This is a genomic window from Novosphingobium sp. BL-S-21, assembly GCF_055521655.1.
Map to the genome: position 1 here is coordinate 494,279 of NZ_CM145495.1, position 24,958 is coordinate 519,236.

At 70.3% G+C, this 24,958-nt stretch carries 7 protein-coding genes; 4 read left to right on the plus strand and 3 right to left on the minus strand.

What is annotated here, in order from left to right:
• The first annotated feature begins 4 nt into the window (after window positions 1-4).
• The gene (locus ACZ1J6_RS01900) at window positions 5-1,372 is read left to right on the plus strand and encodes a hypothetical protein (RefSeq protein WP_134094249.1); all 1,368 of its coding nucleotides are present in this window, start codon (window positions 5-7) and stop codon (window positions 1,370-1,372) included.
• On the opposite strand, the gene ACZ1J6_RS01905 is transcribed toward ACZ1J6_RS01900, so the two are convergent.
• Together ACZ1J6_RS01905 and ACZ1J6_RS01910 are read right to left on the minus strand one after the other, a co-directional pair.
• Window positions 1,338-2,204, minus strand: coding sequence for an alpha/beta fold hydrolase (locus ACZ1J6_RS01905; RefSeq protein ID WP_243841005.1), 867 nt, complete (start codon window positions 2,202-2,204; stop codon window positions 1,338-1,340). The two genes, ACZ1J6_RS01900 and ACZ1J6_RS01905, sit on opposite strands and share 35 nt — an antisense overlap.
• A gap of 32 nt (window positions 2,205-2,236) precedes the next feature.
• Window positions 2,237-3,205, minus strand: a complete 969-nt coding sequence (locus tag ACZ1J6_RS01910) for a TauD/TfdA dioxygenase family protein (RefSeq protein WP_134094250.1) — start codon at window positions 3,203-3,205, stop codon at window positions 2,237-2,239.
• A gap of 84 nt (window positions 3,206-3,289) precedes the next feature.
• On the opposite strand from ACZ1J6_RS01910, the gene ACZ1J6_RS01915 reads away from it, so the two are divergent.
• The gene (locus ACZ1J6_RS01915) at window positions 3,290-4,000 is read left to right on the plus strand and encodes an IclR family transcriptional regulator (RefSeq protein ID WP_132267038.1); all 711 of its coding nucleotides are present in this window, start codon (window positions 3,290-3,292) and stop codon (window positions 3,998-4,000) included.
• Between the two features lie 15 nt (window positions 4,001-4,015).
• On the opposite strand, the gene ACZ1J6_RS01920 is transcribed toward ACZ1J6_RS01915, so the two are convergent.
• Complete coding sequence (locus ACZ1J6_RS01920) at window positions 4,016-5,074, minus strand: aldo/keto reductase (protein WP_134094251.1); 1,059 nt, start codon at window positions 5,072-5,074, stop codon at window positions 4,016-4,018.
• A gap of 652 nt (window positions 5,075-5,726) precedes the next feature.
• Here ACZ1J6_RS01920 and ACZ1J6_RS01925 point away from each other — a divergent pair.
• Both ACZ1J6_RS01925 and ACZ1J6_RS01930 read left to right on the plus strand, forming a co-directional pair.
• Window positions 5,727-6,521 carry a SapC family protein gene (locus ACZ1J6_RS01925; protein WP_134094252.1) on the plus strand — a complete coding sequence of 265 codons (795 nt, stop codon included), beginning with the start codon at window positions 5,727-5,729 and terminating at the stop codon, window positions 6,519-6,521.
• 251 nt (window positions 6,522-6,772) lie between these two features.
• The gene (locus ACZ1J6_RS01930; protein ID WP_134094253.1) at window positions 6,773-24,895 is read left to right on the plus strand and encodes an autotransporter outer membrane beta-barrel domain-containing protein; all 18,123 of its coding nucleotides are present in this window, start codon (window positions 6,773-6,775) and stop codon (window positions 24,893-24,895) included.
• The last annotated feature ends 63 nt before the right edge of the window (window positions 24,896-24,958 follow it).

Genomic DNA, 24,958 nt, shown 5'->3' on the forward strand with positions numbered 1-24,958 from the left:
CCGCATGGGCGAAGCGGAAATTGGCGCCGTCAGCGGCGCGGTCGAGGCGACCGGCCATGCGCGGGGGGACGACACCGGCGTCCTCATGCCGGCGCACGAGGCGGCGCTGCGTCTTGGCGGCGCGGCGTTCCTCACGCGGGCCTTTCACGCCTTCGGTTCGATTTCTCCTGCCAACAGCGTCACCCGGATCACCCGGCTGGAGCCTTGTCCGGGTGGCAGCACCGGGCACAAGCTGTTCCTGTCAGTGGCCTATGCGCTGGAGGAGCCGGGGTTGCAGCGCGATCTCTTCGTGAAGTTCTCGCGCGATTTCACCGACAGTGGCCGCGATCATGCGCGCCACGAGATGGAAAGCGAGGCGCGCTTCGCATCCGTCTCGCGCACGCCGGGTTTTCCCATTCATGTGCCGAGGGCCTATTTCGGTGACTTCGACCATGCCAGCGGCACCGGCCTGCTCATCACCGCGCGCGTGGCTTTCGGCCGGGACGACATCGAGCCGCAGCGCGAGAAATGCCGGGATCACGAGATCGACGATCCGCTGCCCTATTATCGCGCCTTGATCGCCGCGCTCGCGCGCCTCGCCGCTGCGCACAAGGCCGGGCGGTTGACCGCGGATATGGAGCAGCGCTTCCCCTTCGATCCCGCTGGCGCCGGCGTCGAGCGCGTGACCGGCGACGCGGCAGCGCTGCGCAGGACAGTGGAGGGATGCCGCCAGTTCGCGGCGGACCTGCCGCAGCTTCTGCCGCCGGCGCTACGGGCGCCCGAATTCTACGACCGCGTCCTGCGCGATGTCCTGCGCATCGGGGAAAACCGCGAAAGGCTCGCGGCCTATCTGCTCGGCAACCGGGACCTGATCGCCCTCTGCCACTGGAATGCCCATATCGACAATGCCTGGTTCTGGCGCGACGATCGGCAGGTTCTTCATTGCGGGTTGTTGGATTGGGGCGGGGTCGCGCAGATCACCTTCGGATCCGCGTTATGGGGCTGTCTGAGCGCCACCCATGCGGGGATGTTGGAGAACGATCTCGACGCGCTGCTCATGCTGTTCCTGCAGGAATACCGCGCGCAGGGCGGCGCTGGGATCGACGCCGAGGAACTGAAGCGCCACTTCTTCGTCCACATCGGGGTCATGGGCGCGGCGCGGGTGCTGGCTCTCCACAAGGTGCTGCGGCGGCGGCTGCCCGGCGGGGCGCCGATCCTGGGCCCGCACGACCCCCTGGTGGCGGAAGAGGAGGGCCTCCGCACCGTCCTGCACATCTACACCGTGTTGCTGACGCTCTGGTCGAAGGCGGATCTGGGGACTGCGCTCGATCACGTATTGGGGGCGGAGGGCGGCCCGGTCAGTCCCGGAAGAATTCCGTCAGCATCGGTGTAAGCAGCGGCCAGCGTTCGAAGCGGCCGCGGCGCTTTGCGGTGTCGATCGGGAAGGTGGAGACGTCGTTCCACTCCTGATCGCTCCACGGTGGCTCCACCAGCGAAGAGCAAGGCAGCAGCTCGTGCACCCATTCGGAGGTGCGCCGCGTGTGGGCCATGTCGCTTTGCCCTGAGCGGAAGGTCATGACCGGCATCGTCAGCGCCGCGAAGTCCGCAGGCGCCATGCCCGGTATCGGAGTCTCGTCGCTATAGGCGAATGCCTTGCCCCAGCGCTGCATGGTATCGATATAGGCTTCCGCATCCTGCGCCAGGAGGATGTCGCGGATCCGGGGATTGCGCGCGGTCTGGTCGGCCCAGCTCGGCAGCGCCGCCACTGCTTTCATCCCGCCTTTCGAGGCGGCGGCGATCTGGTCTCCGCAATAGAACCAGGCGAGCCCGGCCAGCCCCACCGGGCCGCCGCTGAGCCACCAGATCGCGATCTTGCGGACGTTCTGCGGCATGCGCGCCGCCGCCATCAGCGTTATCCGCGAACCCGCAGAACCACCCGCCATGCGGATGTCCCTGAGCCCCAGCGCCTCGACCAGCCCGACCAGCGCCTGCGCGTTCATCACGGATTCGGAAGGCGCGGTGAAGGCGATGTCGGATGCGCCGCAACCGGGACGGTCCCAGAGCAGCACCCGGTAGCCGGCCTGCGCCAGCTCCGACCCCAGTTCGGGTACGCCGGCCGTGTCGCGTGCGTAGCGCCCGCCCGGCGTGATGACCAAGGGAGGCGCGCCTTCCTCGCCGAGCAGCTCGTAGTCCAGCATGAGCCCGTCCACGTCGATTCTGGCCACCGATGCTCTCCCGCTTCTTCGCTGTTTCGCCGTCAGGCCATGGCGTCGGCGGAATTCTGTTCCACCGGCGTCGTTTCCCAGCGGCCGAGGCGATAATCGCCGGCGATGGTGGTGCGATACATCAGGCGCTCCTCGTCCGGGTTATTGCCTGAAACGCAGTGCAGCATCCGCGTGTTGTCCCAGATCACCATGTCACCCTCGCGCCACTTGTGATGGTAGCTGCAGGCGCCGCCCAGGCGGTTGATTTCCTGGCAGACCGCTTCCAGCAGGGCATCGCCCTCGGGCGTCTCGTTGCCGACCAGGCCCTCGGCCATATAGGCCGAGACATGGAGCACTTTCTCGCCGCTGGCGCGCGTCCAGACCGAAGGGTGGATCGCCCGCGACATCCTGGCCACCTGCTCGTCGAAGGATGCGGGGATCGGCTTGGGTTCGATCATGCGATATCGGGCCGGCTTGCCGAACTTGAGCCGGTCGTACTGGGTGGAGAGCTTGTAGACCACTTCCGTGCCCTCGATCCGCGCGCGCAAGTCCTCGGGAAACATGCGGTATAGTGCCACGCCGTCGAGGAAGCCGGTGATGCCGCCTTCTTCCACCCGCTCGACGGAACGCAGCACGCCCGCACGGTTCAGCTCGTCGTTGTAGCAATGGTCGAAGTGCCACGGCAGCCAGTGCGAGAGCTGCTTGCCGTCGACTTCGACAATGCCCTGCCCGCGGCGGCTGCGAATTTCGATCACGCCGGGAAGGCGGCTGGAATCGACGCGGCTGACCGCCTTGACCGGATGCTCCTTGAGCGGGCCGAAGCAGCTGCTGATCGCCAGTTGCATCTCGTCGCTCTGTTCCACGTCCTCGAACACGATCATGCCATGCTCGACGAACAGGGCGTCTATCTGCTGGCGGGTATCGGCATCCTCCAGCATGGCGAGCGTGAGGGCGCCGATCCGGATGCCGAAAGGAAGATCCTCGCCAAGGGGGCTGACGGTGAATGCGTGAGGCCTGGTCATGCAACACTCTCCTTGCATCGCTCACTTATTGTATTACTAAGTGATACGATGTATTGAATAGTGACATGATAGGAGATTTCCCCCATGGCCGTCAAGCGGGGCCAGAGTGGTGGCCGGATGCTGCAGGTGTTCGAAGCGGTGGCCGCGGCGCAGCCGATCGGCGTCAGTGCGCTGGCGCGCCTGCTTGGGGCGGACAAAAGCGCGGTCCAGCGTGACCTCATGACGCTGGCCGATGCGGGCTGGATCCGCTCTGCAGGCGATGCGAAGTGGGAATTGACGCTGCGCATACTCACCCTGGCGCGCACGCCGCACTCCAGCAACGACTTGCGCCAGCGCGCCCGTCCGGTGCTCGAAACGCTGCGGTCGGCAACCGGGGAGACGGCCTATCTCACCGTGCCCGACGGCGGCCATTTCGTGGTGATCGATGCTCTGGAAAGCCCGCAAGTGCTGCGCATGGCTCCGCCGGTCGGCATGGTCGTGCCTTCGCACGGGAGCGCCACGGCGCGCGCGGTGCTGCCCTATCTCAGCGCGCCGGAACAGCGCGACTTGCTCTCCGCGCCGCCGGACGCGGATCTGCTGGCGCAGTTCGCGGCAACGCGTGCGCGGGGCTATGCCGTGAATGACGGGGACATCGTCGCCGGGGCGGTCGCCATCGCCTCGGCCGTGCTGGGGCCGGACGAGCGACCGCTCGGCACTCTGGTGCTGACCGGCCCTTCGGAGCGCCTTGGCCCTGAACGGCGCGCGCTGCTCGGCGGCCAACTGGCTGGCGCCGCGCGTTTGCTCTCCGCCGCTTAGGATTCCGATCCCCGTCTATACCCGATCACGCAGCTTCACGTTGCCGAACATCATGCTCCGGGCCGGTCCGTGCAGCACATCGATCGGGAAGACCGGCGGCACCGCGCTGGCCGCGTCGAGCCTCGCGAGTTGCTCGGGCGCGATCTCCAATGCCAGTGCGCCGAGATTGTCCTCAAGCTGTGCCGGGGTGCGCACCCCGACCACGGGCGAGGCGACGGCCGGATGAGTCAGGGTCCAGGCCAGGGCGAGTTGCGCCGGGGTACAGCCGATTTCGCCGGCAATCTCGACGACCCGGTCGGCAATATCGAGATTTCGTGCCGTCAGCTTTCCCGTGGCGGCATTGATCGCCTTGCGTGAGCCGAGTTCGTCCATGTCGCCGCCGCCAAGATCGGCGCGCGTGTATTTTCCGGTGAGAAGACCCTGGCCCAGCGGCGCCCAGGGCGAAACGCCCAGGCCCATCTCCCGGGCCATCGGGATCAGCTCGCGTTCGACGGTGCGTTCGATCAGGCTGTAGGGGATCTGCAGCGCGCAGAACGGCGTCCAGCCGCGCAACTCGGCAATGGCCTGCATGCGCGAGGCCTGCCAGGCCGGCGTGTCGGACAGGCCGATGTAGAGCACTTTGCCCTGGCGGACGAGATCGTCGAAGCTGCGCAGGATCTCGTCCACGGGCGTGTTGAAATCCCACATGTGGAGATAGAGCAAGTCGATATAGTCGGTACCCAGCCGCCTGAGACTGTCCTCTACCGAGCGGATCATATTCTTGCGGTGATTGCCGCTGGCATTGGGGTCGCCGGGCCTCGTCGTCAGCGAGTACTTGGTGGAGACCACCAGGCGATCGCGCCGGCCCTTCAGCAGTTCACCCAGCAGGACTTCGGACTGGCCCATCTGGCCGTAGAAGTCTGCGGTGTCGATGAAGTTGCCGCCGCGATCGATATAGAGATCGACCATCCGGCGCGCCTCCTCGTCACTGCTGCCCCACGCGCCCGCGCCCACGCGAAAGGTCATCGTGCCCAAGGCCAGCGGCGAGACCCGCAGGCCGGAGCGCCCCAGCAGGCGATAATCGTCGAGTTGCATCGCCAGCGATCATCCTCTTTTCGATCCAGCTCCGGTTTCGGCCGAAGGTTGTCTCGCGGCTTCCGATGCCGAAACAACAGCGCCGCGCCAGGCCGTTTCAGGAGGGGATGGTTCCCCGGTCAAGCGCCGATCCCGCATGCCACCAGCTTTGCCGTTCCAGTTTTGGTACGTTGCCGCTGCAGTCAATTTTTGACTTGCGCGCGGGTTGCCGTCTAGACGCAGCCGAACCCCGGAACAGCCGACAAGGCGCGCCGAATCCGATTCGGCATTCTCACCGACCGGGTGTCACGACTGCCGATGATTCGCAGGTCGAATTCCCCAATTGCGGGTAGCCGAGCGTAGCCTCGAAAATTTTTTTCGGCCGCTGCAACGCACCCGGACAGGTCCAACGCAGGTCCCGCCATTAGCTGCGCGCGCGTAGCATGAAGGACCTGCCAAACGATTAATCCGTCGACATAAAAGCGCTACGTAAACTTCCTTATTGCAAGGGAGTGCGGACATGTGGATAGGCCCGCCGCGTTACATGCTTGCGCGCCCATTTACCTTTGAAAGGCGCACAATGCCTGTAAGTCATTGATTTACGGCGGATTAGCAATTTGGGGTGCGATCCGTCCGGCAATGACGAAATGGGGTTAGATTTTTGGTGGGGCACATGACGGAATCCAAGCAGAAGAATCGCAAGAGCGCTGGCACCGCGGCGCCGGCAACGAGTGGGCCGCAGGTCAATGGCAGCCTTCCGCTCTATCGGGACCCGCGCCCGGTCAACAGCGCGACGCACGCCGATGCGGCCGTGATCGTCGCGCCGACCGACTTCGGATTCGCAGCCGGCGCGCCGATGGTCCAGTTGACGGTCGACGAGTTCGAGCGGGCCGGACTCGACTATCCGATCCTGTTCTTCGGCGAAGATCGTCAGCCCTACGCCGTCACCGGCCTGGAAGCCGAACACAACCTGTTCGTTTCCGAGGGCCGCTATCAGAATGGCGCCTACATCCCGGCCTATCTGCGTCGTTACCCCTTCGTTTTCGCGCGCGACGAAGGCAGTGATCGCCTGATCCTCTGCCTCGACCACGCCTCGGGCCGGGTCGGCGACAAGGATGCCGACGATGCGGTCCGTCTGTTCGAAGGCGCCGAGGCGACCGAACTGACGCTGCAGGCGCTGCGTTTTTGCGAGAGCTACGAGGCCGCACAGGCCCGTACCGGCGTGCTGATCGCGCTGCTGGACGAGCTTGACCTGTTCGAGATCAAGCGCGTTCACTACACGGCACCGGAAGCTGCCGAGCCCAGCCTGCTGGTGGAATTCCGGACCATCGACCGGACCCGCTTCGAAGCGCTTTCGGCCGAGCAGTTCCTGCGCCTTCGCGACGCCGGTGCGCTGCCCGCCATCCACGCGCAGATCGCCTCGCAGGCGAAGTGGGACGCTCTGGCCGCCGTCACCCGCGCGACCTGATCCCTGCCGGATCGAAGGCCGTCCAACCTGCGCCGTCCATGCGGCGCGGGAAGGGCGGACTCGGCGCATCGGGGCGCCGAAACCAGTCGGAAATAATTTCCTAACACGCTGATAAGCAGGAAATTATTTCGTCATTTTCTATGTGTTGTTCCGGATTCCTGCTGCGCCAGAGCTGGCGTACAGCACGGGAATCCCGCTCCCGAGGGGCGGGGCCGGGGCGACTTGCCGAATAGGCACCCTGGGGGCTTACCGTGAACACTTCTGAACCTTTCGCTGGCCGTTCCACCGCGAGCAAGGGTGAAGCGCGCCGCGCGCGCACCTGGCGCGCAAGCGCCTCGGTCGCCACTCTTGCAGCGATGATGGTGATGAGCGGCGTGATGCCGGTCCAGGCCTGGGCCCAGGCGTCGCCGGCGCCCAGCCCGACCCCCACACCTACCCCCACCCCGATCGTCACGCCTCCGGTAGGCGCGCAGATCAAGAACCCCGTCACCGGGGCCTTCGAAACGGTGACCGAACAGCTGTCACCCGCGCAAGTGAAGACGGATGCCGACAACGTCATCCTGCTGGCAAGCGAAGTCGGCCAGACGTTCGAAGTTTCCGGCACGACTTACACCGTTACCGAAGTCCAGACGGATACCAACGGCGTCGTGACTTCGGTCAAGCTGTCCAATTCGGTCAACGACAAGATCAGCGAAAACGCGGTCGTCACCTCGATCGCCCCGGCGGCGAATGCGACCGGCGCCGACCCGATTTCGCTGCCGAGCAATCCCGGCGACAGCACCTACCGCAACGTCCAGCGCGGCCGCGGCGGCGGCAACGGACATATCGGCCTGCTGTTCATATCGGCAGGCGACGGTGGTTCGGGTGCCAATGGCCCGGCGATCACCGATAACATTTCGGGCACCATCTCGTCCCAGTCCAGCGGCCTGGCAGCGGTCATCGTTCAGAGCATCGGCGGCAACGGCGGCAACGGCGGCGACGGCTATCTCGGATCGGACGGCGGCACCGGTGGCACGGCAGGCGTGGGAGGCAATGTCAGCCTGGTCAGCACTGCCAATGTGGTGACCACGGGCACCAGCGCTTACGGCATCCTGGTCAGCAGCTCGGCCGGCAAGGGCGGTGCGGGCGGCGACGGGTTCCTTTCCGGCGGCGGCTCGGGTGGCGGTTCGCCGGGCGTGGGCGGCAATGCGAGTGCCACCAACAACGGCACCGTGGCCACCAGCGGCGCGGGCTCCATCGGCATCCTCGCCCAGAGCCTGGGCGGCACGGCCGGTAGCGGCGGCGACAGCTATGGCCTAGTCGCGTCCAGTGGCGGCGGCAGCTTCGGCGGCAAGGGCGGCGACGTCGTCGTCAACCAGAACGGCGTGGTCCAGACCTCTGGCGAAGGCGCGCACGGCGTTCTCGCGCAGTCGGTGGGCGGATCCGGTGGCAGCGGCGGCACCAGCGGCGGCGTCTTCGCCGATTCCAGCTCGGGCGGTGCAGGCGGCCCCGGCGGCAATGCCACGATCAACGCAGGCGCCAATTCCTCCACGAAGACGACTGGCGATTATGCCCATGGCTTCTTCGCGCAGTCGGTCGGCGGCGGTGGCGGCAACGGTGGCACGACCATCGGCGCAGTCGCGCTGGGCAGCGCCGGCAGCCAGGGCAGCGATGCCGGCACGGTCAACATCGCCATTGCCGAAGGCGCCTTCGTATCTACCGCGGGCCTCGGCTCCTACGGTGTCATGGCCCAGTCGATCGGCGGCGGCGGCGGCAGTGCGGGCGTCACCGGCGGTCTCGCGGCGCTGGGCGGTACCGGCGCGGGCGGCGGCAACGGCAGCACCGTCACGGTGTCTTCGGGCGCCACGATGGTGACGACGGGAGAATCCGGCAAGGGCATCTTCGCGCAGTCCATTGGCGGCGGCGGCGGCTCGGCTTCGGGCACCGGAGGCCTGGTGTCTCTGGGTGGGTCCGGCGCGGGCGGCGGCAATGGCGGGCTGGTTCAGATCACGCAGACCTCGGGCGGTTCGATCACCACGTCCGGGGCCTGGGCGGATGCGATTTTCGCGCAGTCGGTCGGCGGTGGCGGCGGTTCGGGCTCCGGCTCGGTCGGTCTCGTGGGGCTGGGCGGCAAGGGTGCGAGCGGCGGTCTTGGCGGCACCGTCATCGTCGACAATCAGGGCGCGTTGAAGACTACGGGCGACTACGCCCGCGGGATCTTCGCGCAATCGGTGGGCGGCGGCGGCGGCGCGGGCGGCAATTCGACCGGGCTCGTCGGCATCGGCGGTAGCGGCGCAGGCACCAGCCCCGGCGGCAATGTCTCGGTGACCAATGGCGGCTCGATCTCGACCGCCGGGGTACGCTCGATCGGTATCCAGGCCCAGTCGGTCGGCGGTGGCGGCGGCGACGGCGGCAGTTCGACCGGCCTGATCTCCATCGGCGGATCGGGCGGCGGCGGCGGCAACGGCGGCGTGGTCACCGTTTCGAACAGCGGTACGATCACCACCAAGGGCGACAAGGCGCTGGGTATCATCGCCCAGTCCATCGGCGGTGGCGGCGGCAACGGCGGCTCGACGACGGGCGTGCTCGCCATCGGCGGTGACGGCGGCAACGGCGGCCAGGGCGGCAAGGTCGTTCTCAACCAGACCGGCCTCGTGTCGACCTCCGGCGACGACGCGACGGCGATCTTCGTGCAGTCCATCGGCGGCGGCGGCGGCAACGGCGGTTCGGCGGTTTCGGCGGGGCTCTTCGTGAGCGCCGCTTTCGGCGGTTCGGGTGGCGGCGGCGGCGCCGGCGGCGACATTTGCGTCAACACCAATTCGGCCTGCACCACGGCCAGTTCGAGCATGGGCTCGGCTTATATCGAGACTTTTGGCGAGCGTTCGACAGGCCTCTTCGCGCAGTCGGTCGGCGGCGGCGGCGGTAACGGCGGCTTCGCGCTTTCGGCCTCCGCGGGCCTTGGCGCGACGGCCTCCATCGCGTTCGGCGGATCGGGCGGTTCGGGCGGTTCGGGCGGTGCGGTGCGTCTCGGCCTTCAGGGCTCCATCGCCACCAAGGGTGACCTTTCCGACGGTATCTTCGCCAGCTCGGTCGGCGGCGGCGGCGGCAATGGCGGCTTCTCGGTCGCCGCGGGCGCCTCGCTCGGCGGATCGCTGACGATGAGCTATGGCGGTGCGGGCGGCGTGGGCGGCACGGGCGGCCTCGTCGATGTCGCCAGTGCCACGCAGATCACCACCGAAGGCGAACAGTCGCGCGGCATCTTCGCGCAGTCGGTCGGCGGCGGCGGCGGCAACGGCGGTTTCGCGGCCAGCGCGGCCCTCGGTGTCGGCGCGATCACGTCGACATTCGGCGGCGTTGGCGGTGCGGGTTCCGACGGTTCGACCGTCAGGGTCGTTTCGGTTGGCAATATCTCCACCAAGGGCACCCAATCCGACGCGATCTTCGCCGAAAGCATCGGCGGCGGCGGCGGTAACGGCGGCTTCGCGGTCGGCCTGGCCGGCGGCGCTGCAGGTGCTGTCAGCCTGACGTTCGGCGGCGGCGGCGGCAATGGCGGGGCGGGCGATGACGTCTATGTCTCCTCGACCGGCGATCTCGCGACCGAGGGTGCCAGCTCCAACGGCGTCTTCGCGCAATCGGTCGGCGGCGGTGGCGGCAACGGCGGCTTCGCGGTGTCCGGCTCGGCCGGCGGCGTCGGCGCGATGTCGGCGGCATTCGGCGGTAGCGGCGCCAATGGCGGCATGGCCGGCAAGGTGACGGTGGACAGCACCGGCACGATCACCACGATCGGCGCTCTCTCCAATGGCATCCTCGCCCAGTCGATTGGCGGCGGCGGCGGTAATGGCGGCTTCTCGGCCGCAGTCTCGGGCGGCGGGATCGGCGCCGCGGGCGTTTCCATGGGCGGCGCGGGCGCCAATGGCGGCAACGGTGACGAAGTTTCGGTCACTTCGGACGGCGGCATCTGGACGCAGGGTGCGGCTTCGGCGGGCATCCTCGCACAATCGGTCGGCGGCGGCGGCGGTAACGGCGGCCTGGCGATTTCGGCCAGCGGCGGCTGGGCAGGCGGGGCCTCGCTGGCGTTCGGCGGCGGCGCGGGCAATGGCGGCACCGGCGGCAAGGTCACTCTTGTCAGCACCGGTAACATTCTGACCGAGGGCGACAGCGCGCAAGGCCTGTTCGCCCAGTCGGTCGGCGGCGGCGGTGGCAATGGCGGCGGCGCCATCGCGGCTTCGGGCGGCCAGGGCGGCGGTATTTCCGCTTCGTTCGGCGGCGAGGGCGGCGACGGTGGCTCCTCGGGCGATGTCGGCATCCGCAGCATTGGCGACATTCAGACTCTCGGTGACAATGCCGATGCGATCTTCGCCCAGTCTCTGGGCGGCGGCGGCGGCAATGGCGGCTTCGCGATTTCGGCGGCGGGCGGCCAGTTCGGCGCGGTCAGCCTGTCGATGGGCGGCTCGGGCGGTGTCGGCGGTTCCGCGGGCGATGTTTCGGTCGATTCCGATGGCGACATGACGACGTCGGGCGACTTCTCGGCCGGTGTGCGCGCGCAGTCCATCGGCGGCGGCGGCGGTAACGGCGGCTTCGCGATCTCTGCATCGGGCGCCCAGTTCGGCGCCGTTGCCCTTTCCTTCGGCGGTAACGGCGGCACGGGCGGCGCGGCGGGCGATGTCACGCTCGTTTCGACCGGGGACATCTGGACCGAAGGCAACTATTCGCAGGGCCTGTTCGCGCAGTCGGTCGGCGGCGGCGGCGGTAACGGCGGCTTCTCCGTCAGCGCGGCGGGCGCACAGTATGGCGCAGCAGCGATTGGGTTTGGCGGCACCGGGGGCACCGGCGGCGCGGCAGGCGACGCTGATCTCACCAACACCGGCGACATCGTCACCAAGGGCGACTTCAGCGCCGGCGCGCAAGTCCAGTCCATCGGTGGCGGCGGCGGCAATGGCGGCTGGAGCGTCAGCGCGGCGGGCGGCCAGTACGGCGCGGTCGCCATCGGCTTCGGCGGCAAGGGCGGCGCGGGCGGCACGGCGGGCGACGTAACACTGACGTCCACTGGCCAGATCGGCACGCTGGGCGACCAATCAAGCGGCCTCGTCGCGCAATCCATCGGCGGGGGCGGTGGCAATGGCGGCTTCTCGGCCGCCGTGGCGGGCGCGCAGTACGGCGCGGCGGCGCTCTCGTTTGGCGGCACCGGCGGCACCGGCAACGATGCCGGCACGGTCACGCTGGCGAACACCGGCGACATCTACACCGAGGGCACGCTCTCCAATGGTATCTTCGCGCAGTCGGTCGGCGGCGGCGGCGGCAACGGTGGCTTTTCGGTCGCGGTAGCAGGTGCGCAATACGCATCGGCGGCGCTGGCGCTCGGCGGCTCGGGCGGCTCGGGCGGCGCGGGCAAGGCGGTCTCCGTCGTCTCCGAAGGCAATATCACCACGCTGGGCGACCAGGCGGACGGCATTCTGGCCCAGTCGATCGGCGGCGGCGGCGGTAACGGCGGTTTCGCCATTTCCGGCACGCTGACGACCAGCAGCGACGGCATTTCGGCTTCGGTGGCCATCGGCGGCAAGGGCGGTTCGGGCGGCGAGGCGGGCGACGTTTCGCTGGTCAGCACCGGCGATATCTCGACCAGCGGCGCCAGCGCGGTGGGCCTGTTTGCCCAGTCGGTCGGCGGCGGCGGCGGCAATGGCGGCTTCGCGGGCGCGCTCTCGCTCTCCGTGGGCAATGCCGTGGCCGTGGGCATCGGCGGCTCGGGCGGCACCGGCAATACGGCGGGCAACGTCTCGCTGAACTCGACCGGCAATGTCGCCACTTCGGGCAACCTTGCGGCGGGCATCCAGGCCCAGTCGATCGGCGGCGGCGGCGGCAACGGCGGCTTCAGCCTCACCGCTTCGGCCACGGTCGAAGGCCAGTCGATCGGCAACAGCAGCGGCGGCACGGGTGGCAGCGGCGGCCTTGCCGGCAATGTCGACGTGACCAGCCTCGGCACCGTGCAGACCACCGGCGAAATCGCCAACGGCATCTTCGCGCAGTCTGTCGGCGGTGGCGGCGGCAATGGCGGTTTCTCCGTCAGCGCCAGCCTGTCTGCCAAGGGCGATTCCGATACCCAAAGCGTCGGCGGCAATGGCGGCACCGGCAACGATGCCGGCATGGTCAGCGTCTCCGCCACGGCGGGCGCCAATGCAGCGATCGTGGATTACTCCGTCGTCACATCGGGAACGGGTTCCAACGGCATTTTGGCGCAGTCCATCGGCGGCGGCGGCGGTTCGGGCGGTTTCTCGGTCGGCGGTGCGTTCTCGGGCGAGGGCGACGCAGCCTCGAACCAGGTGGGCGGCAGCGGCGGCGCGGGCGGTAACGCCTCGACCGTGGATGTCGTCAATGTCGGCAAGATCCAGACCAGCGGCAACATCGCCAACGGCGTGTTCGCCCAGTCGGTTGGCGGCGGCGGCGGCAACGGCGGTTTCTCCGTCGGCGCGGGCGTCTCGATCAAGGGCGACGCGGAATCGAGCGTCGGCGGCGGCGAAGGCGGCGCGGCGGGCAATTCGGACGATGTCAGCGTAGACACCACTGGCGCGATCTACACCGAAGGCGCCGCGTCCAACGGCGTGCTGGCGCAGTCGGTGGGCGGCGGCGGCGGCACCGGCGGCTTCTCGGTCAGTGCCGGCTTCAGCGCGGAAGGCGATTCTACCAGCGACAGCGTCGGCGGCGGCGGCGGTTCCGGCGGCAACGCCGGCAACGTCACGGTCGTGGCGCGCGAAGGGATCACCACCAAGGGCGATGGTTCCAACGGCGTCTTCGCCCAGTCGGTCGGCGGCGGCGGTGGGTCGGGCGGTTTCGCCGTGGGCCTCGGCGTCTCCATCAAGGGGGACGCGGAGTCGAGCGTTGGCGGCGGCGCCGGTTCGCTCGGCGGCACGGCCGGCGACGTTTCTGTCACCACCGAAGGCACGATCTGGACCGAAGGCGCGGCGGCAGCGGGCATCTTCGCGCAGTCGGTCGGTGGCGGTGGCGGCAACGGCGGCTTCTCGGTCGGCGCGGGCTTCTCCAGCGAGGGCGGCTCCTCGTCCACCAGCGTCGGCGGTGCCGGTGCGGGCGGCGCGATCGCGGGCAACGTCTCGGTCCATGCGGACAGCGATATCCAGACCAAGGGCACCGGCTCGAACGGTATCCTCGCGCAGTCGATCGGTGGCGGCGGCGGTAACGGCGGCTTCGCCGTGGGCCTCGGTGTCTCGATCAAGGGCGACGCGGATTCCAAGGTTGGCGGCGGCGGCGCGGGCAACGGCTCGGACGCGGGCGATGTGACCGTGACCGGAACCGGCACGATCGTCACACTGGGCGACCAGGCCAACGGCGTCTTCGCGCAGTCGGTCGGCGGCGGCGGCGGCAACGGGGGCTTCTCAGTCGGTGCGGGCCTCAGCCTCGACGGTACGGCGACCAGCGACAGCGTGGGTGGCTCTGGCGGCGGCGGCGGCAATGCCGGCACCGTCACCGTGGACCGCACGGGCGACATCGGCACCAGCGGCGCCAATGCGAACGGCATCCTGGCCCAATCTGTGGGCGGCGGCGGCGGCAACGGCGGATTTGCCGTGGGCCTGGGCGCCTCGATGAAGGGCGATGCCACGTCCAGCGTCGGCGGCGGCGGTGGCGGCACTGCCGGTGACGGCGCGGACGTGATCGTTTCCGAAGTGGGCACGATCGTCACCAGCGGCACCAATTCCAACGGTATCTTCGCGCAGTCGGTCGGCGGCGGTGGCGGTTCGGGCGGCTTCTCGGTCGGCGCGGGCTTCAGCCTCGAAGGCGGGGCGACCAGCACCAGCGTTGGCGGTTCGGCCGGCGCGGGCGGCAGCGCCGGTACGGTTGCGGTCAGCCATGACGGCGATATCCAGACCTCCGGCGCTTCGGCCAACGGCATCTTCGCGCAGTCCGTGGGCGGCGGCGGCGGTGTCGGCGGCTTTGCCGTAGGCCTCGGCGCCTCGATGGATTCGGACGCCAAGTCCAGCGTCGGCGGCGGCGCTGGCGGTGCGGCCGGTTCGGCTTCGGACGTCACGGTTGAGCAGACCGGTACCGTAATCACTTCGGGCGCGGCGGCCAACGGCGTGCTGGCCCAGTCGATCGGCGGCGGCGGCGGTGTCGGCGGCTTCTCGGTCTCGGCGGCGCTCTCCTCCTCGGGCGGCGCGGCCTCGGATTCGACCGGCGGCGCCGGTGGCTCCTCGGGCAATGCCGGAACGGTGAACGTTTCGGTCCAGGGCGATATCCAGACCGACGGCGCCCAGGCGCGCGGTGTGGTGGCGCAATCGATCGGCGGTGGCGGCGGTTCGGGCGGCTTTGCCGTCGGCGCCGGTGCCTCGATCGAGGGCGACGCGGAATCCGCGACCGGCGGCGGCGCAGGCGGCTCCTCGGGTAATTCGGCCGACGTCAGCGTGGCGGTGGACGGCAATGTCGTCACCAAGGGCGCGGCATCGGTGGCGCTGCTGGCGCAATCGATCGGCGGCGGCGGCGGTGCCGGCGGCTTCGCGGTCGGCGCGGCGCTTTCCTCTAGCGGCGGCGCGACGGCGGAATCGACCGGCGGCGATGGCGGCTCGGCGGGCGACGCAGGCAATGTCAGCGTCACCCACACCGGCGGCATCGAGACGTTCGGCGCGCAATCGGGCGCGATCCTTGCGCAGTCGATCGGCGGCGGCGGCGGTTCGGGCGGCTTCTCGGTCGGCGGCGCGCTGAGCGTCGAGGGTGAGGCGAACTCCACCATCGGCGGCGGCGCGGGCGGATCGGCCGGCAACGCCGGCACGGTGGACGTGGCCAATACCGGCGACATCTTCACGCACGGCGCCAATTCCACCGGCGTGGTGGCACAGTCGATCGGCGGCGGCGGCGGCAACGGCGGCTTCTCGGTTTCGGCGGGCCTCGCGCTTTCGGGGGCGGATGCGGTGTCCAGCTCGACCGGCGGTGCGGGTGGTTCGTCCGGCTCGGCCGACGACGTCAGCGTCACTTCCATCGGCAACATCAAGGTCGATGGCGACCACAGCCGCGGCATCGTCGCGCAGTCGATCGGCGGCGGTGGCGGCACCGGCGGCTTCTCGGTCTCCGGCGCGATCGCCACCAAGGGTTCGGGCGCGTCCGACAGTGTCGGCGGCGCGGGCGGCGCAGGCAATGCTGCGGGCAATGTCACGGTCGTTTCGGCGGGCCAGATCCTGACCTCGGGCGACGCCACCAATGCGGTGCTGGCCCAGTCGATCGGCGGCGGCGGCGGCGCGGGCGGCTTCTCGGGCAGCCTTGCGGCGGCGCTGGGCGGCGGCTCGGCGGTCAGCTCGGTCGGCGGCGCGGGCGGAGTGGGCTCCGACGCGGGCAATCTCGACCTGACGTTGAGTGGCGCGCTCGGCACGCTGGGCAATGGCTCGGCGGCAGTCGTCGCCCAGTCGATCGGCGGCGGCGGCGGCGTGGGCGGCTTCTCGCTCGGCCTTGCGGCGGCTTCGGACGGTGAGGGCGCGAGCGCAGTCACCGGCGGTTCGGGCGGCGACGGCGGCGTGGGCGGCAATGTCCTCGTCTCGACCAGCGCGTTGATTCAGACCCACGGCGCGCTGTCCGACGGCGTGCTGGCGCAGTCGATCGGCGGCGGCGGCGGTTCGGGCGGCTTTGCCGTGGCGGGCACGTTGGCGCTGGGCGAAAAGGCGGCATCGAGCGCCACCGGCGGCGCGGGCGGTTCCGGCCAGAACGCCGGCACGGTCACCGTGCAGAACACCGGCGACATCTATACTTTCGGCGCAGCATCGAACGGCGTGGTTGCGCAGTCGATCGGCGGCGGCGGCGGCACCGGCGGTTTCTCCGGCTCGCTGACGATCTCCTCGACCTCGGAAGCGGTCGCCAACAGCCTGGGTGGTTCGGGCGGCGTCGGCGGCGATGCCGGTGCGGTCAAGGTCGTGACCACGGGCAATATCCAGGTCTTGGGCGACCGCTCCACGGCCATCGTGGCGCAGTCGATCGGCGGCGGCGGCGGCTCGGCGGGCTTCTCGCTGGGCGCGGCAGCCTCGAAGGCGGCTTCTGCCAGCGACGCGGTGGGCGGCAGCGGCGGCGCGGGCGGTTCCGGCGGCACGGTGGAAGTCGCCAACGGTTCGACCGGCACGGTCGTGACCACCGGCAACTTCGGCTATGCGATCCTCGCCCAGTCGATCGGCGGCGGCGGCGGTTCGGGCGGTTTCGCCACGGGCGGCGCGCTCTCGCTGTCCGAAGGCGCGACGTCCTCGGTCGGCGGCGGCGCAGGCGGTGCGGCGGGTGACGGCGGCAATGTCGGCGTCAACAACTACAGCCTGATTCAGACCAGCGGCGACGGCGCCGTGGCGGTCTTCGCGCAGTCGATCGGCGGCGGCGGCGGTTCGGGTGGCTTCGCGGTCGGCGCGGGTCTCGCGGGTGGCAGCGACAGCACGCTCTTCAACGCCATCGGCGGCGGCGCGGGCAGCGGCGGTTCGGCGGGCACGGTCTCGCTCTACAACGACGGCACGATCCTGACGCAGGGCGCCAACGCGACGGCGGTGCTGATGCAGTCGATTGGTGGCGGCGGCGGCAACGGTGCCTTCGCGGTCAGCGGTGCACTGGCCAAGGGCGGCGCGGCGAACAGCTCCATCGGTGGTGACGGCGGCACGGCGGGTTCGGCGGGCGATGTCACGCTCGTCAACACGGCGAATGCCACGATCGTTACCGAAGGCGCGATGTCGATTGCGGTGCAGGCGCAGTCGATCGGCGGCGGCGGCGGTTCGGGCGGCTTCTCGGTCGGCGCGGGCCTTGCCCTCGAAGGCGATGCCAGCTCGGAAGTCGGCGCAGGTTCGGGCGGCGCGGGCGGTTCGGCCGGCGTGGTTTCGATCGACAACGCGGGCGATATCGGCACACGCGGCGACGGTTCGCTGGCAGTGCTGGCACAGTCGATCGGCGGTGGCGGCGGTTCGGGCGGCTTTGCCGTCTCGGGCGGCCTCAGCGTCAAGGGCGGCGCGGCCAGCAATGCCATCGGCGGCCAAGGCGCGGGCGGCGGTGACGGCGGCCTCGTTTCGGTCACCAGCAGCGGCACGATCCAGACCCTGGGCGCCAATGCGACCGCAGTGCTGGCCCAGTCGGTCGGCGGCGGCGGCGGTACGGGCGGGTTCTCCGCCGGTGCGGCAGCGGCCAGCGCGGATGCGGCTTCCAACCTCGTCGGCGGCAGCGGCGGCGCGGCAGGTGCGGGGGGCGACGTCACGATCGCCAACAACGGCGGTACGATCACCACCGATGGCGACTTGTCCTACGCGGTCTATGCGCAGTCGGTCGGCGGCGGCGGCGGTTCGGGCGGCTTTGCGACCGGCGCGGGCCTCAGCCTCGAAGGCGAAGCCGAATCCGGCGTGGGCGGCGGCAGCGGTGGCGGCGGCGGTGCTGGCGGTCTCGTCAGCCTCGACAACACCGGCACGATCGCGACCAAGGGCGCGGGCTCGGTGGCGGTCTTCGCCCAGTCCGTGGGCGGCGGCGGCGGCGCGGGCGGCTTCGCGGTGGGCGCTGGCCTGACCGCGCAGGGCGGCTCGGCATCCGACAGCGTTGGCGGATCGGGCGGGGCGGGCGGTGCCGGCGGTGTGGTTTCGATCACGACCGACGGCCTGGTCCAGACCGAAGGCGCCAATGCGACCGCGATCTTCGCGCAGTCGGTCGGCGGCGGCGGCGGCAAGGGCGGCTTTGCCGTGGGCGCCTCGGCGTCCAAGGCGGACAGCGCCTCGACCGTGGTCGGCGGCAGCGGCGGCGCGGGCGGCGACGGCGGCGAAGTGACTGTGGCCAATGGCGCGGACGGCGAAGTCGTCACGCTGGGCACGCTCTCCTACGCCGTGTTCGCACAGTCTGTCGGTGGCGGCGGCGGCCAGGGCGGCTTCTCGGCCGGTGGCGCGCTTTCGCTTGAGGGCGACGCGAATTCGTCGGTCGGCGCGGGCGACGGTGCCGGTGGCGGCATCGGCGGCGTGGTCGCGCTGAGCAATGGCGGCAAGATCGGTACGGCCGGAGACGGCTCCATCGCGGTCTTCGCCCAGTCCGTGGGCGGCGGCGGCGGCGCGGGCGGCTTCGCGGCGGGCGGCGGCCTGACCATCGAAGGCGGCGCGGCCTCCAACGCGGTCGGCGGTGCTGGCGGTGACGGCGGCGCGGGCGGCGTGGTTTCGCTGGTCAACACCGGATCGATCCGCACCGAAGGCGCCAATGCCACGGCGGTCTATGCCCAATCGGTGGGCGGCGGCGGTGGTGCCGGCGGCTTCTCGGTCGGCGCCAGTGCGTCGAAGGCGGACAGCGCCTCGAACACGGTGGGCGGCACGGGCGGCGCCGGTGGCGACGGCGGCGAAGTCTCCATCGACAACGGCGCGAACGGCGCGATCACCACCTTGGGTGACTTCTCCTACGCGGTCTTCGCGCAGTCGGTCGGCGGCGGCGGCGGTTCGGGTGCTTTCGCGGCCGGCGGTGCGCTGAGCCTCGAAGGCGATGTGGACTCCAGCGTCGGCGGCGGCGCGGGCAGCGGCGGCGGTATCGGCGGCAATGTCACGCTTTCCAGCCTCGGCGCGATCCAGACGGCGGGCGAGGGCGCGATTGCAGTGTTCGCGCAGTCGATCGGCGGCGGCGGCGGTGCGGGCGGCTTCGCTGCCGGCGGCGGTCTCTCGGCCGAAGGCGGCGCGACCTCGAACACGGTGGGCGGCTCGGGCGGCGCAGGCGGCAGCGGCGGCACGATCGCGCTGGACAACGGCGGTTCGATCCTGACGCTCGGCAGCAATGCGACTGCGCTCTTCGCGCAGTCGGTGGGCGGCGGCGGCGGTGTCGCCGGCTTCTCGACCGGCGGCGCGGCCTCCAAGGCCGGTGCGGTTTCGCAGACGATCGGCGGCGACGGCGGCACGGCGGGTGACGGCGGTGACATCACGGTCGGCAACGCAGCCGGTGGCAAGATCGAGACTGATGGCGCAATTTCCTACGGCGTCTTTGCGCAGTCGGTCGGCGGCGGCGGCGGCGCGGGCGGCTTTGCGGCCGGTGGCGCGCTGGCGCTGGGCGACGACGTGGAGAACGGCGTCGGCGGCGGTATCGGCGGCGCGGGCGGCCTTGGCGGCACGATCGCGGTCGACAATGCCGGTCAGATCGTCACGCTGGGCGACGCCTCGATTGCGATCTTCGCGCAGTCGATCGGCGGCGGCGGCGGTGCCGGTGCTTTCGCCGCGGGCGGCGGCCTCTCGGCCGAAGGCGCTTCGGCCAGTTCGTCGGTCGGCGGAGCCGGCGGCGACGGTGGCGCAGGCGGCACGATCACGGTGTCCAACAGCGGCCTCGTAGCGACGGCAGGCGACCAGGCGGTGGCGATCCTTGCCCAGTCGGTCGGCGGCGGTGGTGGTGTTGGCGGCTTTGCCGTCGGCGGCGCGGCTTCGCAGCTCGATGCCGTGTCCGACACGATCGGCGGCAGCGGCGGGGCTGGCGGTATCGGCGGTGACATCACCGTGGACACCAGCGGCGCGGTCTACACCGAAGGCGCCTTCGCTTACGGCATTCAGGCGCAGTCCATCGGCGGCGGCGGCGGTAACGGCGGCTTCGCGGCCGGCGCGACCGTGGCGCTTACCGGCGATGCCCAGTCCACCATCGGCGGCGGTGCCGGCGGTGGCGGCGGCCTGGGCGGAACGATCACGCTGAACAACAGCGGAACGATCGAAACGCTGGGCGCCAGCGCGGTTGCGGTCTTCGCCCAGTCCGTGGGCGGTGGCGGCGGTGCCGGTGGCTTCGCCGGCGGCCTCACCGGCTCGGGCGACGGCGCTTTCGGCTCGACCATCGGCGGTGCCGGTGGCGATGCCAGCCAGGGCGGCGACATTGCCGTCAGCAACAGTGGCCAGATCCATGCAGCCGGTGCCAATGCGGCGGGCGTCTTCGCCCAGTCGGTCGGCGGCGGCGGCGGCCTTGGCGGCTTCTCGCTGGCGGCGAGCGGTGCGGTCTCCAGCCTGTCCAACACGCTTGGCGGTTCGGGCGGCGCGGGTGGTGACGGCGGCGCGATCAGCGTCTCCAACGCGGCGGGCGCGACCATCGTGGTCGATGGTGACTTGTCCTACGGCGTCTTCGCGCAGTCGATCGGCGGCGGCGGCGGTTCCGGCGGCTTCGCGGTCGACGGCACGATTGCCACCGGCGGCGCGGTCAATTCGACCCTCGGCGCAGGCTCCGGCGGCGGTGGCGGCAATGGCGGCGCGATCACGCTGACCAATGGCGGCAACGTGCTGGCGCAAGGCGCGGGTTCGGTCGCGGTCTTCGGCCAGTCGGTCGGCGGCGGCGGCGGTTCGGGCGGCTTCGCGGGCGGACTTTCCGTCGGCGCGGGCGGCGCGATCAGCCAGAGCGTGGGCGGCGCGGGTGCCGGCGGCGGCAACGGCGGCGACATCGCAGTCATCAACAGCGGCACGATCCAGACGCTGGAAGCCAACTCGATCGGTGTCTTCGCGCAGTCGATCGGTGGCGGCGGCGGCCTTGGCGGGATGTCCATCTCCGGCTCGCTCAGCACCGGCAGCTCCACCACGACCAGCCTCGGCGGTTCGGGCGGCGCGGGCGGTGACGGCGGCACGATCACGGTCAGCAACAGCGGCGTGATCGATGCCAAGGGCGACTTGTCCTATGGCGTCTTCGCCCAGTCCATCGGCGGCGGCGGCGGCACGGCGGGCATGGTGGTCTCCGGCACGCTCAGCACCGGGCTTGGCGGCATGACCTCCGCGCTCGGCGGCAGCGGCGGCGCGGGCGGCAATGGCGGCGACATCACCATCACCAACACCGGCACGATCCTGGTGGAAGGCGCGGCTTCGGTCGGCATTCTTGCCCAGTCCATCGGCGGCGGCGGCGGTGCCGGCGGCTTCACCGGCTCGCTGGCCGTCACCGGCGGTTCGCTGAACACGCAAGTGGGCGCCACCGGCGGCGCGGGCGGCGATGGCGGCGACGTCACCGTTACTTCCACCGGCAGCATCGTTACCCTCAAGGACGATTCCATCGCCGTGCTCGCCCAGTCCATCGCGGGTGGCGGCGGCCAGTCGGCCTATGCCATCGCGGCACAGGCGGGCGCGTTCGACGGCGTCAACCTGACGCTGGGCGCGCAGGGCGAAGGGATCAGCGGCAAGCAGGGCAAGGTCGTCGTCAACCTCTCGGGCGGCATGCTCCAGACGGCGGGCGCGCTTTCCTACGGCTTGCTGGCCCAGGCCATCGGCGCGGGCGGCGGCAACGTCGCGCTCTCCGTGCCCGATCCGCTGGAAGTCGGCTCGAACGGCCTGACCCTGCAACTCGGCAGCACCGGCGGCGTGGCCGGTGACGGGAACGTGATCGACGTGACCAACGCCAACGAGGTCCAGACCACGGGCGCAGGCGCCATCGGCTTCGCGGCGCAGTCGATCGGCGGCGGCGGCGGCACCGAAGGTGTTACCGGCGACGTGGTGCTGGGCAGCGGCGATGCCGTCTGGTCCACCGTGGTCGGCGGCAGCGGAGACTCGGCGGGTTCGGGCGCGGCCATCAACATCGCCAACAGCGCGACGATCGTTACCGAGGGCGACGGGGCTATCGGCCTGCTCGCCCAGTCGGTCGGCGGCGGCGGCGGCGTGGGCACGATGGCGCTCGGCCTTGCCGACGGTTCGCTGGCGGGGGCTTCGCTGAATGTCGGCGGTGCGCAGACCACGGCGGGTAACGGCGGCGACGTGACCTTCACGACATCGACCGGCGCCATCGGCACGTCGGGCAACCTCGCCTCGGCACTGGTGGTCCAGTCGATCGGTGGCGGCGGCGGCGTTGCCACCCTGTCCCCGATGGAAGGCGGCGCGCTGGGCGACATCACCCTGGCAGCCGGTGCGACCGGCGGTGCGGGCGGTGACGGCGGCAACATCACGCTCGACCAGAAGGCGGATGTCGTCACCAGCGGCACCGGCGCCAATGCGGTGCTCGTGCAGTCCATCGGCGGCGGCGGCGGTCTGGCGACCCTCGACAACACCGGCGGCACCGGCACGGTCACGAACGTCGATCTCGGCGGCGCGGCCAGCGGTTCGGGCGGCACTATCGACTTCGCGCTCGATGGCCGTGTCCAGACCACCGGCGCGGGTGCGGCGGGTGTCGTCGTGCAGTCCATCGGCGGCGGCGGCGGTTACGCCAGCGCCGTGGGCGCCAATGCCCAGGGCACGCTGACGCTCGGCACCTCGAACGGCGCGACCGGCAATGGCGGCGACGTTTCGGTGGCGATCAACCAGACGATCACCACCACCGGCACAGGCTCGACGGCCCTGCTGGTGCAGTCGATCGGCGGCGGCGGCGGCGCGGCCTCGGTGGTCGGCGCGGACGGCACCGTCCAGACGCTCGACGTGGTCAATGCCGGTGCGACGAGCACGCTGCGCATGGCCCGCCTCATGACGCTGGCGGCCTCGAGCGGCTCGGTCGACGCAGGCGCGGTGGACGTCACGGTGGGCGCGGCGATCCGCACCAGCGGCGCCAATGCCAACGGCGTGGTCGTCCAGTCGGTCGGCGGCGGCGGTGCGGCCACGGGCTCGGGAACGGGCGTGCTGGCAGGCTCCGGCGCGGGCAATGCGGTGAACCTCACCGTCAATGCCGATGTCGTGACTTCGGGCGCCGGTTCGAGCGCGCTGGTCGCGCAGAGCACCGGCGGCCTTGGCGGCGGCGCGATCGTATTGGACATCGGCAAGGTCAATGTCGTCGGCGGTCTGGGCGGTCATGCCGTCTCGCTGCTCGGCGGCGCGGCCAACACCGTGACCAATGCCGGTACGCTCCAGACCATGGACGGGCAGGAAGGCCTGGTGATCTACGCGGAAGGCGGCGACAACACGATCGTCAACTCCGGCACGATCGTCGGTTCGATCGATCTCGGCGCGGGTGTAGGCAGCTTCACCAACGTCAATGGCGGCATCTTCCTGGCCGGTTCGCTGGTCAACGTCGGTGCGGGTTCGTTCGTGAACTCGGGCATCCTCAATCCGGGCGGCGGCGGCGTCGTGTCGCAGCTTGCCGTGAGCGGCGGCCTGACCCTGACGGCGCAGAGCGAGTACAACCTCGATCTCGACCTGAAGACCAACACGGCGGATAAGGTCGTCGTCTCCGGCGCGGCATCGCTCAACGGGCGGGTCACGACCAATCTCCTCAACCTGGGCTATGCCCGGGCCGGGGCGAACGACGTGGTCATTCTGGAAGCGGCCGGCGGCATCACCGGCCAGGACCTGGTCAAGCTGGTTGCGCCGACATCGGCGGTCGCGACTTTCGGGCTCGACTATTCTTCGGCGAACCAGCAGGTCATCCACTATGTGATCGAGTATGCGCCCAGCGGTCTGACCCAGCGTCAGGCCATGATCGGCAACCTGCTCGACCGCATCCAGGAAACCCCGAGCGACGCTTTCGCGCCGACGGCTGCCGCGATCATCTCGATCCCGACGGTGGGTGCGCTGGGCACGGTCTACGACAGCCTGACCGGCGAAGGCGTGGTGGCGGCGCAGAGCGCGGCGCTTTCCGCGATCGGCAACAGCCACGATGTGATCGACGGCCAGATCGTCAGCCGCGTCGGCACCTTTGCCTCGGCATGGCGCAAGGAGCCGCTGGGCAACCTCTGGATGGCCGTGCAGGGCGGCCGCCAGCGTCTGGACGGCACCGACGGGGCACACGACGTGCGCACCAGCGGTTATGTCGTGCAGGGCGGCTGGGACTATCGCCCGGACGCGCGCAGCGTGGTCGGCGCCACCTTTGGCTTCGATCCGCAGAGCTTCTCGGTTCCGGACGTGAGCACCTCGGGCAAGGCGAAGGTCTACACCTTCGGCGCCTATGCGGGCTTCCATCCGGGCGCCTGGACGCTCAGCGCCGACCTGCTCTACAGCGCGGCCAATACCACGACCGTGCGCGACATGTGGCTCTATGCCGATGGCAACGTGCAGGCGCATGGCGATTTCACCATGCATGCCTGGTCCGGCCGGGCCCAGGTGGCGCGCCAGTTCGGCAGCGGCAACCTGGTGTTCCAGCCCTTCGCGGCCGTGGAAGTCACTCGCCTGTCGCTGCCGGGCTATGTCGAGAACCAGGCCGAAGGTCAGGAAGACGCGGCGCTCGGCCTCGCCTTCTTCGGCAAGGACTGGACGCGGACCCGCACGTTCGCGGGCGGCAATGTCGCGGGCCGTATCGAACTGCCGCAGGGCAAGGCCCTCGTCACGACGCTGCGCGCGGCCTGGGTGCACGACTTCGACACCGACCGCTCGGTCACCGCGGCCTTCGCCGGGGCGCCGGACTTCCGCTTCGTCACCACCGGTGCCCAGGCGGTGGGCGACAGCGGCCGGATCGACCTGCGTTCGACCCTGCAGATGCGCAAGGTCGACCTCCAGTTCAGCGTCGGGGCCAATCTCGGCAAGGGCTACAACGATCTCACCGCCATGGCGGGCGTCCGGTTCCACATGTGATCCCGATGCCCCTCGCTTCCATCCTTTCCAGCTTTCTTTCGATCTTGGGCAGGTCCGTTCTGA

What these genes read in the sequence shown, in the direction of transcription:
- ACZ1J6_RS01900 (WP_134094249.1), top strand. Translation starts at nt 5, where the DNA reads ATGGGCGAAGCGGAAATTGGCGCCGTCAGCGGCGCGGTCGAGGCGACC.
- ACZ1J6_RS01910 (WP_134094250.1), bottom strand. Translation starts at nt 3,205, where the DNA reads ATGACCAGGCCTCACGCATTCACCGTCAGCCCCCTTGGCGAGGATCTT.
- ACZ1J6_RS01915 (WP_132267038.1), top strand. Translation starts at nt 3,290, where the DNA reads ATGGCCGTCAAGCGGGGCCAGAGTGGTGGCCGGATGCTGCAGGTGTTC.
- ACZ1J6_RS01920 (WP_134094251.1), bottom strand. Translation starts at nt 5,074, where the DNA reads ATGCAACTCGACGATTATCGCCTGCTGGGGCGCTCCGGCCTGCGGGTC.
- ACZ1J6_RS01925 (WP_134094252.1), top strand. Translation starts at nt 5,727, where the DNA reads ATGACGGAATCCAAGCAGAAGAATCGCAAGAGCGCTGGCACCGCGGCG.